Annotated in this window: 12 protein-coding genes; 1 reads left to right on the top strand and 11 read right to left on the bottom strand. The window is 32.0% G+C overall.

Annotation, left to right across the window (positions count from 1 at the left end):
- Positions 1–506 precede the first annotated feature (506 nt).
- The 8 genes from BMZ09_RS15450 to trmD form a co-directional block, all read right to left on the bottom strand.
- Positions 507–749 (bottom strand): DUF6095 family protein, encoded by a 243-nt coding sequence (locus BMZ09_RS15450; RefSeq protein WP_090842305.1) that lies wholly within the window; start codon positions 747–749, stop codon positions 507–509.
- Complete coding sequence (murQ, locus tag BMZ09_RS15445; protein ID WP_090842303.1) at positions 739–1,557, bottom strand: N-acetylmuramic acid 6-phosphate etherase; 819 nt, start codon at positions 1,555–1,557, stop codon at positions 739–741. The genes BMZ09_RS15450 and murQ overlap by 11 nt, the downstream gene beginning before the upstream one ends.
- Before the next feature lie 104 nt (positions 1,558–1,661).
- Positions 1,662–2,474 carry a DUF4249 domain-containing protein gene (locus tag BMZ09_RS15440; protein WP_090842301.1) on the bottom strand — a complete coding sequence of 271 codons (813 nt, stop codon included), beginning with the start codon at positions 2,472–2,474 and terminating at the stop codon, positions 1,662–1,664.
- A 6-nt stretch (positions 2,475–2,480) separates the two neighbouring features.
- On the bottom strand, positions 2,481–4,856 hold the full coding sequence (locus BMZ09_RS15435; RefSeq protein WP_090842298.1) for a TonB-dependent receptor: 2,376 nt from the start codon (positions 4,854–4,856) through the stop codon (positions 2,481–2,483).
- Between the two features lie 213 nt (positions 4,857–5,069).
- Positions 5,070–7,295, bottom strand: a complete 2,226-nt coding sequence (locus tag BMZ09_RS15430; protein WP_090842296.1) for an NADP-dependent isocitrate dehydrogenase — start codon at positions 7,293–7,295, stop codon at positions 5,070–5,072.
- Between the two features lie 155 nt (positions 7,296–7,450).
- Complete coding sequence (locus BMZ09_RS15425) at positions 7,451–8,023, bottom strand: pentapeptide repeat-containing protein (RefSeq protein ID WP_090842294.1); 573 nt, start codon at positions 8,021–8,023, stop codon at positions 7,451–7,453.
- Positions 8,024–8,718: 695 nt separating this feature from the next.
- The gene (gene rplS, locus BMZ09_RS15420; protein WP_090842292.1) at positions 8,719–9,072 is read right to left on the bottom strand and encodes a 50S ribosomal protein L19; all 354 of its coding nucleotides are present in this window, start codon (positions 9,070–9,072) and stop codon (positions 8,719–8,721) included.
- Between the two features lie 197 nt (positions 9,073–9,269).
- Positions 9,270–9,947 (bottom strand): tRNA (guanosine(37)-N1)-methyltransferase TrmD, encoded by a 678-nt coding sequence (gene trmD / locus BMZ09_RS15415; RefSeq protein ID WP_090842290.1) that lies wholly within the window; start codon positions 9,945–9,947, stop codon positions 9,270–9,272.
- 208 nt (positions 9,948–10,155) lie between these two features.
- Between trmD and BMZ09_RS15410 the strand changes: the two genes are divergently transcribed.
- A complete protein-coding gene (locus BMZ09_RS15410) occupies positions 10,156–11,793 on the top strand; it encodes an ABC-F family ATP-binding cassette domain-containing protein (RefSeq protein ID WP_090842288.1) in 1,638 nt (545 codons plus the stop codon).
- A 4-nt stretch (positions 11,794–11,797) separates the two neighbouring features.
- Here the strand turns inward: BMZ09_RS15410 and BMZ09_RS15405 are convergent, their stop codons facing one another.
- The 3 genes from BMZ09_RS15405 to BMZ09_RS15395 are packed head-to-tail and all read right to left on the bottom strand — an operon-like array spanning position 11,798 to position 14,618.
- Entirely contained in the window at positions 11,798–12,727 is a 930-nt protein-coding gene (locus BMZ09_RS15405) for a DUF4421 family protein (protein WP_090842286.1), read from the bottom strand.
- A 2-nt stretch (positions 12,728–12,729) separates the two neighbouring features.
- Complete coding sequence (locus BMZ09_RS15400; RefSeq protein WP_090842309.1) at positions 12,730–13,401, bottom strand: SIR2 family NAD-dependent protein deacylase; 672 nt, start codon at positions 13,399–13,401, stop codon at positions 12,730–12,732.
- Positions 13,402–13,403: 2 nt separating this feature from the next.
- A complete protein-coding gene (locus BMZ09_RS15395) occupies positions 13,404–14,618 on the bottom strand; it encodes a tetratricopeptide repeat protein (protein ID WP_090842284.1) in 1,215 nt (404 codons plus the stop codon).
- Positions 14,619–14,634: the final 16 nt, after the last annotated feature.

The raw sequence follows: 14,634 nt of genomic DNA, 5'->3' as shown, positions 1-14,634 counted from the left end.
GGTACTACATTGTGGGAGAGTAGGTCGTCGCCTTTTTAGAGAACCCTTCATATTTATTTATGAAGGGTTTTTTTGTGCCTTATACTCAAATAAATGAAAGGGCGGAGTAAGTGCCAAAAGCCGAAAGAAAGAAGTAAAGAGGCAAAAGGCAGAAGGCAAAAGCAGATAACAGAAGGTAAAAGTGATAAGCTAAAAGGGTAAAGTAAATAGAGTAAAGGCAAATTGAATAAATGACTATAGCACAGTTATAAACTATGGTTCAATAAAGGGATTAGTCGATAGGTCGGAATATTATATTTAAATTAGAAATTTTTAAAACTGGAATATTTAATTTAAAGGATAGATTAGTAAATTATCATCATTATTAGTTTAAATAAAAGCCTCTAATATTATTAGAGGCTTTATTATTTTTAAAAAGTAGTATTTAAATTATAAATTACTACTCTGTGGAGTAGATATATTTATGTTATTACTTGGGTTAGTTAGTGGTCTTGCTGTGCTTAATTCTATTTAGTCTTATTGCTTTTGAAAAGACTATCTAAAATTGTATTTATACCTTTAAAAGCCATAAATACAGCTAATACACATATTAGTATTGCAATTATTAATAGTGGAATATAGAAATCTCTTTCTTTATTACTTAATACGAGATAAAGTAATGTAGGACCAACAAACATTAATAACATTGCTATACCCATTTGTTTTACTCCTTTTACAAGAATATCTTTGTCTGTTGATTTAGTTTCCATTGTTATAATGATTTATTGCATTTCTAACACTTTTGTGTGTTTTTAATAAACTTTCTGCTTCTGTATAAGTTATGTTTAATTCTGACATTATCATTTTTGTACCTCGGTCTACTAGTTTGTCATTACTTAGTTGCATGTCTACCATTTTGTTTCCTTTTACCTTACCTAATTTTATCATGGTTGTGGTAGATATCATGTTTAGGACAAGTTTTTGCGCTGTACCTGCTTTCATACGTGAGCTACCGGTTACAAATTCTGGTCCTACTATAACTTCTATAGGAAACTTTGATACTTTGCTTAATGGGCTATTACTATTAGATGTAATACAACCTGTTAGTATACCTTCTGAATTACATTGTTTTAATGCTGCTATTACGTATGGAGTAGTACCTGACGCTGCTATACCTATTACTACATCTTTTGTTGATACGTTATGTTTTGTAAGATCACTCCAACCCTGTGTTGTAGAATCTTCTGCAAACTCGACTGCTTCTCTAATAGCTTTATCTCCTCCGGCTATTAGTCCTATTACTACGTTATAAGAGACTCCGAAGGTTGGAGGACATTCTGATGCATCTACAACTCCTAGTCTTCCGCTTGTACCTGCACCTAGATAGAATAGTCTCCCGCCTTGTTCTAATTTATTTACAACTTGCTCTACTAATGTTTCTATTTGTGGTATTGCTTTTTGTACAGCTTTTGGAACAGTATTATCTTCTGTATTTATATTTTGAAGCAAGTCTGTTATAGACATTTTTTCTAAATTGTTATAATTTGAATCTTGCTCTGTTGTTTTTGTAAATTTCATATTTTAATGTTAGTACTGATTTGCGTTAGGGATTGAGGCATTTGTTGAAGCTCCTCGCAGAGAGCGACTGCCGAAAGCGCGACCCTTGTGGTAACGCCCAATAATTATTCTACAATATAGGTAAATTGAAAAGCTTCTGACACTCTAAAGTAACCTAGTGGAAAATTATCTGGATTTGTAATGTTTACGCAGTTTCCTCTAACAGTTGCTGGTTGGGTTTGAAACGGACCGCCACCACTATCTGAGGTTTGTTGTAATAAAATATCCATGAATTGATAAAATTGTTGGGATATTCCGTAATTATTTATGGTTACTTGGTTTCCTGACTCTAGGTCTTCTTCTGAGTAAAATGCGAATATCTGATTACCGTCTGTAAATTGATCGTCATAAACTTGTAATACTGGAATTTCGGGAATATCGGATATAAACTCGTAAAAGTAGTAATTGTCTATATTGGCAGGATCAGTATAATAGGCTTTAAGCTCTATATCTTCTCCAGAAAAACCGCCATCGTTATTCTGTTCGATATAATCTATAGGAGTTACTGTTGTGAGTACTTCTGTACCTACGTACGTTTGATTTTGATATATAATAGTTAATGTATATTCTTGATTAATTTGAGGTATAAATGTTGATGTTTTATATATTCCGGTTTCAGCATCTTCTAAAAATTGAAACATATTACCATTGTTATCTTCCACAGTTACGATTGCATTATTGGCTGGTGGAACTTGTGCATCGAAAAATGGTGCAGATAATGTTAGTTTTATTTGTTGTTGAGCTCCATCTGTACCATCAAACCAATTTAATGATGCTTCTATCACTAATTTAGGATCTGATGTTGGGACTTTTAAATCGATTACATCTTCGCAATTAAAGAGTGTAAATACTATTAATATATATAGGATTTTTTTCATTTTTAATTAAAATTTAAAGTTGTAAGATACAGATGGGATTAACCCGAAAATGGCAAGTCTTGTTGCTTCGTTATTTCCAGTCATTCTGTTTTCTCCAAAAGTTATTGATGCTGCGTTGCGTCTGTTATATAGATTGTATATACTAAATACCCAATAGCTTTGCCATCCGGAAGTTTTATCTGGTTTTGGTGTGTAATTAGCCGATAAATCCATACGATGATAGGCTGGTAATCTGTCTGTGTTTCTATTACTGTAACTAGGTATATTTATTCCGTTATAGGTGTATTGTCCATTTGGATATGTTGTTGGTTGCCCTGTTTGAAATAGGAAGTTGGCATTAAATTTCCATTTTTTATTCCAATCATAACTACCAGTTAAGGATATGTCATGTGTTTTGTCATAAGCTGTGTTATACCAATTACCATTATTTATACCAGTTTCGTTTGTTGTGCGCCCGGGAGTTTTCTGTTCGGATTTTGAAAGCGTATAAGCTAACCAACCTTTAAAACGCCCTTCGTTTTTTCTTAATAATATTTCTAGTCCGTATGCTCTGGCTTCTCCATTAAGTATTACTTGCTCTATAGCATCGTTAGCAATTAAGTCTGCTCCGTCTATATAATCAATTCGGTTTTGAATTTTTTTGTAATAAGTCTCTACTTCTAAACTATATTTATCATCATTAAAACTTCTAAAGTACCCTAAGGCAACTTGGTCCAATAATTGAGGTTTTACATATTTACCGCTAGGTGTCCAAACATCTAATGGTGTAGGAGAGGATGTGTTTGACAATAAATGTAAATATTGTGTCATCCTATTATAACTAGCTTTTATAGAGGCATCATCGTTTAACTGATACGCTAAGGATGCTCTTGGTTCTATATTTGCGAAACTTTCTATAACATCACTTTTATTATAAGATTCTGATCCTGTTGGAGTCGCTTTTTGATAGATTTGAAAATCGTTATTAAAAACAACAGCTTGATTATCTTGATACGTATTTAACTGGTCTTGGCCTAAACGTAGAAAAGAACTAATACGTAATCCGTAACTTAGGTTTAATTTATCTGTTATTTTATGTTCCGCATCTATGTAAACAGCATTTTCAAATGCATATTTATCTGTTAGTTTAAATGAGTTTATTCCTGAAGTTGGCGTAGATGGTTTAATATCTCCTGGATTAAATTTATAGTAAATACTATTTATACCATATTGTAATTTGAAGCCATCGGCTAAGTAATGTTTAAAGTCGTATTTGAAATTAAAGTTTTGAATTCCAGAATTCCAATCAAATTCGACAAAATTTAGTTTTAAACCATAATAGTAATCAGAATAAATAACAGACATATTGGAGAATAATTTATCAGAGAATAAATGATTCCATCTAAAATTAAGGACCGTATTACCATATGTGTTTTCAAAGCTATCTGAAATACTAAAGACATCACGACCAAAATAACCAGAAAGGTAAATACTATTATTATCGTTTATATCGTAGCTTAATTTTGTGTTTAAATCATAGAAGTAGGCTTTATTATCTATATCAAATAGAGGTAGAAATAAATGTGCATAACTACTACGTCCACCAAATAGAAAAGACCCTTTGTCTTTTTTTATAGGTCCTTCTGCTAAAATACGAGATGCAACGATACCAATTCCACCATTCATATGAAACTCTTTACTGTTACCTTCTTTCTGATAAATATCTAAAACTGAGGAAACTCTTCCTCCATAACGTGCGGGAATACCACCTTTATATAATTTTATATCTTTTATGGCGTCAGGATTAAAGACGGAGAAGAATCCAAATAAGTGAGACGAATTAAAAACAGTAGCTTCATCCAATAATATTAGGTTTTGGTCTACAGCACCACCACGGACATTAAACCCAGAAGATCCTTCTCCAGCGTTAGTAACACCTGGTAATAGTGTGATGGCTTTAATTACATCAGCTTCTCCAAATACCACAGGAATATCTTTTATAGTTGCAGAACTAAGCGCATTAACACTCATTTGAGGTTTTTTAATGTTTAGTTTTTCTATGTTTTCTGTAATAATTACTTCATCTAAATTTTCAAAAGATTCTTCTAAACTAAAGTTTTTAGAAATATCGCTATCTAAAGTTATTGTCTGGATAGCATCAGAAAATCCAATATAAGACACAATTACTTTGTAGGTTCCTTTAGGAAGTGTGATGGAGTAAAAGCCATACTCATTAGTAACAGCACCAGTATTTAATTCTGGTATAATTACGTTAACGCTAATTAAAGTTTCATTACTACTAGCTTCTGTTATTTTTCCACTTAAAGTGAATTTTTCTTGTGCGCAGAGTACAGAACTACAAAGAAGGAATAGTATTAAGATATAGTTGGTGACGTGTTTCATTGTTTAATTTTGAGTAGTAAAAATAATGAAAATGTGCCTTAGTAATTAGTATTTAACGTTAAGATAAAATTTATTTGGGTTAAGTATTTAGGCTTAATTTTCTAAGTTATTTATTATTAAACGATGGTTGTGGAACATTAATATATTATTTATTAATAATTTGAAATAAAAAAAGCCCCCAATTGGGAGCTTTTTTATTCTATAATCAGTGACTTAGATACTTTTAAGTAAGTTGTTAAATAACTGAATAGGTCTCATTACTTTATTTGTTAATTCTTCGTTTGTTGAGTAATACCCTTCAAGATCTACTGCAACACCTTGGATATCATTTAAAGCGGATATAATTGTAGATTCTTCAGCTTTAAAAGCTAAAGCTACTGGTCCAAATTGTGCTTTTAAAGCAGCATCCTTATCTTGGTTTGCTAATGCTTCTGCCCAATACATTGCTAAATAAAAGTGACTTCCTCTGTTGTCAATTTCACCAACTTTTCTTGATGGTCCTTGTTTGTTTTCTAATAATTTTTCAGTTGCATCATCTAATGCATCACCTAAAACTTTTGCTTTTGGATTATTATTTACTTGACTGAAATGTTCTAAAGATACAGCAAGTGCTAAAAATTCTCCTAAACTATCCCAACGTAAGTGATTTTCTTCTAGTAATTGTTGTACATGTTTTGGAGCAGATCCACCAGCACCAGTTTCAAATAAGCCACCACCGTTCATTAATGGCACAATAGATAACATTTTGGCAGATGTACCTAATTCTAAAATTGGGAATAAATCTGTTAAGTAATCACGTAATACATTTCCAGAAACAGAGATTGTATCTTCTCCAGCTTTTACTCTTTTTAAAGTAAACTCAGTTGCTTTAATTGGAGATAAGATATGAAGTTCTAAACCTTCAGTATCGTGATCTTTTAAGTATGTATTTACTTTTTTGATTAATTCTGCATCATGAGCTCTGTTTTCGTCTAACCAGAAAACAGCAGGTGTTTGAGATGCTCTAGCACGAGTAACTGCTAATTTTACCCAGTCTTGGATTGGTGCATCTTTAACTTGACACATTCTCCAGATATCTCCAGCCTCAACATTATGAGAAATTAATACATTTCCGTCAGTATCAATAACGTCTACTTTACCGTCTGCAGCAATTTCAAAAGTTTTGTCATGAGACCCGTATTCTTCAGCTTTTTGAGCCATAAGTCCTACGTTTGGAACTGTTCCCATTGTTGTTGGGTCAAAAGCACCATTTTCTCTGCAAAAATCGATTGTTGCAGTATATATTCCTGCATAACTACTATCAGGAATTACGGCTTTAGTATCTTGAGCTTTACCATCCGCATTCCACATCTGACCAGAGTTTCTTATCATTGCAGGCATTGACGCATCAATAATTACATCACTTGGTACATGTAAGTTGGTGATTCCTTTATTACTATCTACCATTGCTAAAGCAGGGTTTGCTTTGTAAGCAGCATCAATATCTGATAATATCGCGTTACGTTCAGCTTCTGGTAACTCACTTAAGTTACTTAATAAATTTCCGAATCCGTTATTTACGTCAACACCAATTTTATCAAATGTTTTGCTGTATTTAGCAAATAAATCCTTGAAAAATACACGTACTGCGTGACCAAAGATGATAGGGTCTGAGACCTTCATCATTGTTGCCTTCATATGTAAAGAGAATAGCACTCCTTTTTTTTGAGCATCTTTAATTTGTGCTTCTAAAAAAGTTAATAATGCTTTTTTACTTAATACAGTACCATCAATAATTTCTCCTTTTAATAACCCTAAGTTATCTTTTAAAATAGTTTCATTTCCTGATGTATCAGTATGTACTATTTTAATACTAGTTGCCTCAGCTAATGTCACAGACTTTTCGTTGTTTGCAAAATCACCTTCTGTCATTGTAGAGACATGTGATTTAGAGTCTTTAGACCAAGCACCCATTGAGTGTGGGTTTTTCTTAGCGTAATTTTTTACTGCTTTTGGAGCACGTCTATCAGAGTTACCTTCACGTAATACTGGATTTACAGCACTACCTTTAATTTTATCGTAACGTAGTTTTGCGTCTTTTTCTTTGTCATTTGTTACTTCTTCTGGGTAACTTGGTATAGCAAAACCTTTTGCTTGTAATTCTTTTATTGCAGATTTTAACTGCGGAATAGAAGCACTAATGTTTGGAAGTTTTATAATGTTAGCTTCTGGTGTTTTGGCTAAAGCACCTAAAAAAGCTAAGTCATCAGACACACGTTGGTCCTCTGTTAAGTAGTCTGGAAAAACTGCTAATATTCTTGAAGCAAGCGAGATGTCTTTAGTTTCTAATCCTATTCCTGAAGAAGCTGTAAAAGCTTGTACTATTGGTAAAAATGAACGCGTCGCTAAAGCAGGAGCTTCATCTGTTATAGTATATATAATTTTTGGTGTATTTGACATAAATATATATTGTGTATTAGTTTAATTTTAAGCTTGGCTAAGATACAAAAAACAGGAGGTATTTTAAAGCGAAAACGTTTACTTAACACTGCAATTGGTTGGAAAATAAATTGAAGCTTAGTTTATTGCGGAATTAATAAAAAAAGAATAGTATATTAAGAAATATGGATTTTGTAGCTGTCTAGCAAGCCATGAATTTCCGCTTTCGAAAATTTAGCACCTTTTATTTTGTTGTTTTCGGGATTGATAGAGTAGTTGTAGGATGTTAAAAAGCTAGCATGCTCTACATTAGTATTAAAAAATACTGCATGCTTAAAGTCACACGCGTTAAAAATTGATTTTGAAAAGTTTGCTTCTGTTAATTCTGTCTTATCAAATGTACATTTGTCAAACTGCGTATTGACTAATTTAACTTGATAAAATGAGGCAAAATTAAGTTGACAACTCTTAAAGGTAATAGACATTAACAACTGATTACAGTCATTAAATAATACTCCTAATAATTTACAGTTTTTAAAAGTTACATCTTTAAAGGTGGTATCTGATGTTTTACTATTGCTTAAATCACAATCTATAAATTCACATTCTAAAAAAGTACTTATAGAAAGGTAGCTTGCGTTAAAATTACAGTTTATAAAACTACAATTGTCATATTCCCCTTTTTGTAGACTATTGATGGTGAAGTCTTCATTTTTAAACGTTTTGTCCGGTATAAAGGGTAAGTGCATCAGTTGTTTTTGTATGGTTATACAATATAAATGGTTTTATTTTAAAACAGGTTGATTTTATATAAATTACAAAAGCCATAACATAATAGATCTAACTATTGTTGTTATGGCTTTTTTGAGATAACACTATGTTGTCTTATTTAATTTTCATTAAATCAATCCAAAACTTACGTTTTACATTTTTTCAGAACAAACTAACATTAAATCAATAGTACATTTGGGTGTAACTTTCAAAATGTATTGACTTGTTACTAAATGTACCTGGTAATTGCTTTTCTTGATGCGTACTTTATAGTCCTTGTTTACACAATAACTACTTTTCTTTTGCATTGTTTTGTTTAAATACATTTGCTTTCGCTCCTGTAGTTTACTTAAAACTTTCAATCTTACTAGTTAAATCCTGCGTGCATGATTCACTTTTTAAAATATCATGGTTTTTAATTGACATGACTACACATATTATTTTAAAACCTCAAAAAACAATTAAACTAACTCAAATTCAATTTTTGATTGAAACCAATATTACTATTGTTGTTAATTGTTTTACTAAATTACGTTTTATCTTCAAGATTTTAAAAAATATAACCACTTAGTTATTAACTAGTTGTGAACCGTAGTTATTAACAAAAGTTAATAACGCAAAAAAGCCTAACTTATAAAAGTTAGGCTTTTTATTATGTGTAAGGTTGAAGATATTATTTTCTTCTAACTTCTTTAATTCTAGCTTTCTTACCAGTAAGACCTCTAAAGTAAAAGATTCTAGCACGACGTACTTTACCTTTTTTGTTAACTTCAACTTTCTGTAATGCAGGTAAGTTAACAGGGAAGATACGCTCTACACCAACTGTTCCTGACATTTTTCTGATAGTAAATGTTTCAGAAGAACCAGTTCCTCTTCTTTGAATTACTACTCCTCTAAAAAACTGAGTACGTACTTTTTCTCCTTCTCTAATTTCGTAGTACACAGTAATTGTGTCTCCAGCTGAAAATTCAGGGAAGTCCTTTTTAGTTACAAACTCGTCTTGTACAAATTTTATTAAAGATTCCATCTTTATTTTATTTTTAATGATTGATTCAGAGCAACATTCACGTATCTCGCCAGAGGTTAATCCGAATTTGGGTGCAAATATAAGTAAAAACTAAAAAGTATAAAGTATAATTGTTAAAAAATTTGAAGCTTTTTTTTACCTAATTTCACTGTGGTATGTTGTTGTTTAAAGTCCTGTTTATTAGTTGTTTAATTGGATTATTTATCCAATAAATCTGGGCGTCTTTCTTTTGTGCGTTGGTAAGCTTGGTCTTCTCTCCATTTATCAATGTTAGCAGCATGACCACTTAATAATATTTCTGGAACTTCTAAGCCTTTATAGTTTCTTGGTTTTGTATAAATAGGAGGAGCTAATAAATTGTCCTGAAAACTATCCGTTAAAGCAGATGTTTCGTTTCCTAATACTCCCGGTATTAATCTTATAACAGCATCACAAAGTACAGCAGCACCAAGCTCTCCTCCGGATAACACATAGTCACCAATAGAAATTTCTTTAGTAATAAGTAAATCACGAACACGTTGGTCCACACCTTTATAATGTCCGCAAAGGATAATAATATTTTCTTTTAATGAAATATGATTCGCAATACCTTGGTTAAGTGTCTCTCCATCGGGTGTCATATATATAACCTCGTCATAATTTCTTTCTTCCTTTAGTTTAGAGATGCATTTATCAATGGGTTCAATACTCATGACCATACCGGCTCCACCACCAAATTGTGTGTCGTCAATAGATTTATAGTTACCTGTAGTGTAGTCTCTTAAATTATGAAAATGTACTTCTACCAGATCAGCTTCTATAGCGCGTTTTAATATTGATGCTTCAAACGGGCTTTTTAATAATTCTGGTAAAACAGTTATTATATCTATTCTCATGGTTTTGCTTTATAGTTTGCAAAGATAGAAGAAATGTTTGGATGATTCTACGTCAATTTATTCTCGTTTTTATCCTAAAAAGTAAGATGATTTGTTGTTGTGTCTATTTAATAGGAGTGTTTTTAATCATATTTTTATAACAAAGTCAAATGTAGATTGGCTTAAATACTAGTCTTTTTATTACTTTCGCAGCATTAAAAAACAGACTATGATTTCTATAGATAATTTGGCAGTAGAGTTTAGCGGTACCGCTTTGTTTAGTGATGTATCTTTTGTGATTAATCCAACGGATAAAATTGCTTTAATGGGAAAAAACGGAGCAGGTAAATCTACCATGATGAAAATTGTTGCAGGTAGACAAAACCCAACACGAGGACATGTTAGAGCTCCAAAAGAAGCTGTAATTGCTTATTTGCCACAACATTTATTGACAGAAGATAATTGTACTGTTTTTGAAGAGGCAGCCAAAGCGTTTAAGCATGTTTATGATATGCGAGACCAGATGGAAGTACTTAATAAAGCGTTAGAAACTAGGACGGATTACGAGAGTGATGAGTATATGTCTATTATTGAGCAAGTGTCTGATTTAGGTGAAAAGTACTATGCTTTAGAAGATGTTAATTACGATGCAGAAGTAGAAAAAGCTTTAAAAGGATTAGGCTTTAGGCAAGATGATTTTACAAGATTTACTAATGAGTTTTCTGGTGGATGGCGTATGCGAATTGAATTGGCAAAAATTTTATTACAAAAGCCTGATTTAATTCTATTAGATGAGCCCACTAACCATATTGATATAGAATCTGTTATTTGGCTAGAAGATTTTTTAGTTAATAAAGCGGATGCAGTTATGGTAATATCGCATGATAGAGCTTTTATTGACAATATTACAAACCGTACTATAGAGGTTACTATGGGACGTATTTATGATTATAAAGCTAATTATAGTCATTATTTACAGTTAAGAGAAGATAGACGTGTACATCAAATAAAAGCGTATCAAGAACAGCAAAAGTATATTGCGGATAATATGGCTTTTATTGAACGTTTTAAAGGAACATATTCTAAAACTAACCAAGTGACTTCGCGAGAGCGTATGCTTGAAAAACTGCAAATTATAGAGATTGATGAAGTCGATAATTCTGCATTAAAATTAAGTTTTCCTCCGGCACCAAGATCTGGAGATTATCCTGTATCTGTACAAAACTTAACCAAAAAGTATGATGATGTTGTGGTCTTTAGTGATGCTAACATGTCAATTAAAAGAGGGGAGAAAGTTAGTTTTGTTGGTAGAAACGGAGAAGGTAAGTCTACAATGATTAAAGCTATTTTAGGTCAAATAGACTTTGAAGGAGAATGTAGTTTAGGTCATAATGTTCAGGTTGGGTATTTTGCTCAAAACCAAGCGGCTTTGTTAGATAACGATTTGACTGTTTTTCAAACGGTGGACGAAGTTGCAAAAGGAGATGCTAGAACAGGTGTAAAAAATATTTTAGGTCGCTTTATGTTTAAAGGCGATGATATTGATAAAAAAGTAGGTGTTTTATCTGGAGGAGAAAAAACAAGGTTAGCTATGGTTAAGTTATTATTAGAACCAGTTAACTTGTTAATTTTGGATGAACCTACAAACCACTTAGATCTTAAATCTAAGGACGTATTAAAAGAAGCATTAAAAACATTTGATGGGACATTGGTATTAGTCTCTCACGATAGAGACTTCTTACAAGGTTTATCTGAAAAGGTATTTGAATTTAAAGAGCAACGCGTTATTGAACATTTTGAAACTATTGATGCCTTTTTAGAACGCAATAGAATTAAGAGTATTGCAGATATTAATTTAATGAAATAAGTGTTTAGAGATTAAATCTGTCTTCAATAGATTTAGCCGTTCGTTTTAAAAATTTAGGAGCAATAAATCGGTAACCAAAGTACAGACTAGCATAGCTTTTGTCTGTTACAACACTTTGTGTAAGCTTTTTATTTACAGCGTTAGAGTCAAAATTGAAACTAGCGCCAGCGCTAATAGTTTCTGAGGTATACCCAAATTGTAATGTAAAGTCTAAAGCACGAGTAATAAACGTGTTTTTGGTTGTTGCTATTTGGTCTATTTTTTCTGTTGTAAAACGAACCCCTAAAGCAGGAGCGATAGAAGAGGAGATAAACCAATGTTCTTTAAATGCCCAAGTATAATAGTATGCCGGAGCTATTGCAATGTCAAAGCTGTTTTCTGCAATTTTTTGATTGTCAATAGTATTACTTAATCTATTAAAACCAGACCTTAATGTCGGGACTAAGCTTCCTGCAGTTTCTCTCTGCCATTCAGTAAGGTGCGTCAAGTGTTTTAAAGAAAAATTATCATTCAACACATAAGATGTGGTGCCAATCCAACTGGTTGTTTTTAAATTAGGGAATTGTGCCAATACATCTGCATGATTATCTTGATAAAATCCTTTGACTTTTCTGTATTCAAAACTCTGTATCCATTGTTTTATAAAAATATTTAACTGTGGATTGATAAACTTAGACTTGAAATTAGAATTACGACTGCTTGGAGAAAATCCTACTTTTAAGCCTAAAAACTTATAGTTAGCAGCGACTTGTAATCTGTACGTGTTATTAGCATTTACAATAACAGATTGCCCATTATCTTGGATGGAAAACGACTCGGACTGCGTGCTAATATTAGATTTTACTAGTAAATTTTCTTTAAATGAAATCACAGCATTCTGTCCACAAACAAAAGTTGTGATAAATATTGAAACAATTAAAAATGTATATTTCATAATTATAGTACAGAAATAAAGGTGTTGATGCCTTCTGTTGCAGATTCAGCAATAACAGTTACCTTTTTAGAGCTAGAAATAGATGGGTTTGGATCAATAAAAAAGGTAGGCGTATTTTCCGGTACATAATGCATTAAGCTTGCTGCGGGATATACTTGTAGTGATGTACCTATAATTAATAATTTATCTGCTGTAGCACAAATCTCTACAGCTTTATCAATTAACGGTACTGCTTCTCCAAACCAAACAATATGCGGACGCAATTGGTTTCCGTTTTTATCTAAATCCCCTAGATTAAGATCTTTTTTCCAATCAAAAACTAGAGCTTCATTTTTTGTACTCCTTACTTTTAATAATTCGCCATGTAAATGTATGACGTTTGTACTACCTGCGCGTTCGTGCAGATCGTCTATGTTTTGCGTAATTATGGTTATTTTAAAATGCTTTTCTAAGTTAGCTAATTCTAGATGGGCTTTATTGGGCGCTACTTCTAGTAACTGTCGTCTGCGCTGGTTATAAAACTCTAATACTAATTCTGGATCAGCCTCAAAACCCTCAGGAGAGGCGACTTGCATAACATCGTGACCTTCCCACAAACCATCAGCACCTCTAAACGTTTTTATGCCACTTTCTGCGCTCATACCCGCTCCAGTAAGTACTACTAAATGTTTCATAATTAATTTGATGTTTTTAGTTTCCAAGCTTTATAAGGCTCAGACTGGACTAATACTTCTAAGATGTTTTCGCCATTATCATCATCTTCTTCAACATAATTAATTATATCTGCCCTATCATAGCCTTCCCTAATTAATGTTTCTATATAGGTTGTAGCATCTTTAAAGTTTTCCATCATTACTAAAGTGCTTAAATATCCAGCTTGACCTTCAAAAAAATCAGGATAGTTATCTATTATATATTTATAGTTGTTAAGTGCAAAGTCATAATTTTCGTCATAAAACGCAACATTTGCTTTTATAAAGTTTAAAAAATCGTCTTCTGTTTCTTCTTGTAGTTGATTAATTACTTGTATGGCTTCAAAGTAATCTTCTTTATAGACATAGTAATCAATTTTGTTAAGCACAATAGTTGGATCGTCTTTATAGGTTTTTATTAATTCTTCTAAAGTAGCAAGATATTTTTCGTCATCAACGTTGCTTGCCATTAAAGACTTAAATATTAAGAAAAACTTTTCTTTAGAAAGCTTAGAGGTTATACCATCCATTAATTTGTAGGCTAGCTCAAAATTTCCTGATTTTTTATATTGTATGGCTTGAAATAGTTCTGTAACACCTTCGTCTTTTGTTGTTTCTATTAGTCCTAATATTTTTTTATTGGGTGCTACATAAGTCATTAATCTTGACATGGTGGTGGTAATATTTTCTCCAGCAAGATATAAGTAGATGTCGGATATTAACATCTCAGAATCCTTTTTATGGATTCTATAATCATGATAATTTAATCCACCTTCGGCAGAGTATAGTCTAAAAAGGATATAATAGGTTTGTAAATTTTGATCATACCTGTAGTTTACAAAATCGTAATACGCACCATTTTCTACTTCGGTTATAATTTCTTGTGGAAATAAGTCCAAGCCTTGTTTAATTCCTTTGACAAAAGATTTTAGGTAATCACTATTTAAATCTGGGGTAGTATTGTCTTGCAGAATACGTTTTAGTAATGCGTTTTTATACAGTTTTCCAACAAAAGGTTCTGATTGGTTATTAAGTACTGAGCTTTCTATTAAATTACCTAAAGCAACTACTTTTTCAGAATTGGTGTCGTTATACGTAATTGTATCATTAGGATTAAAATTAGCATTGTTTTGAGCAATAGCAAAAATTGAAAATAATAGATATAATGATAAAGAGAGGTTTAGTTTGTTTAGTGCCATTAAATTTTTTATTACT

Source organism: Olleya namhaensis, assembly GCF_900114005.1.
GTDB lineage: Bacteria > Bacteroidota > Bacteroidia > Flavobacteriales > Flavobacteriaceae > Olleya > Olleya namhaensis.
This window is presented reverse-complemented; position numbering and strand designations above follow the sequence as displayed.

Bases quoted from the DNA above. Each gene is read 5' to 3' on its own strand.
- BMZ09_RS15450 (WP_090842305.1), bottom strand. From the start codon at position 749: ATGGAAACTAAATCAACAGACAAAGATATTCTTGTAAAAGGAGTAAAA.
- murQ (WP_090842303.1), bottom strand. From the start codon at position 1,557: ATGAAATTTACAAAAACAACAGAGCAAGATTCAAATTATAACAATTTA.
- BMZ09_RS15440 (WP_090842301.1), bottom strand. From the start codon at position 2,474: ATGAAAAAAATCCTATATATATTAATAGTATTTACACTCTTTAATTGC.
- BMZ09_RS15435 (WP_090842298.1), bottom strand. From the start codon at position 4,856: ATGAAACACGTCACCAACTATATCTTAATACTATTCCTTCTTTGTAGT.
- BMZ09_RS15430 (WP_090842296.1), bottom strand. From the start codon at position 7,295: ATGTCAAATACACCAAAAATTATATATACTATAACAGATGAAGCTCCT.
- BMZ09_RS15425 (WP_090842294.1), bottom strand. From the start codon at position 8,023: ATGCACTTACCCTTTATACCGGACAAAACGTTTAAAAATGAAGACTTC.
- rplS (WP_090842292.1), bottom strand. From the start codon at position 9,072: ATGGAATCTTTAATAAAATTTGTACAAGACGAGTTTGTAACTAAAAAG.
- trmD (WP_090842290.1), bottom strand. From the start codon at position 9,947: ATGAGAATAGATATAATAACTGTTTTACCAGAATTATTAAAAAGCCCG.
- BMZ09_RS15410 (WP_090842288.1), top strand. From the start codon at position 10,156: ATGATTTCTATAGATAATTTGGCAGTAGAGTTTAGCGGTACCGCTTTG.
- BMZ09_RS15405 (WP_090842286.1), bottom strand. From the start codon at position 12,727: ATGAAATATACATTTTTAATTGTTTCAATATTTATCACAACTTTTGTT.
- BMZ09_RS15400 (WP_090842309.1), bottom strand. From the start codon at position 13,401: ATGAAACATTTAGTAGTACTTACTGGAGCGGGTATGAGCGCAGAAAGT.
- BMZ09_RS15395 (WP_090842284.1), bottom strand. From the start codon at position 14,618: ATGGCACTAAACAAACTAAACCTCTCTTTATCATTATATCTATTATTT.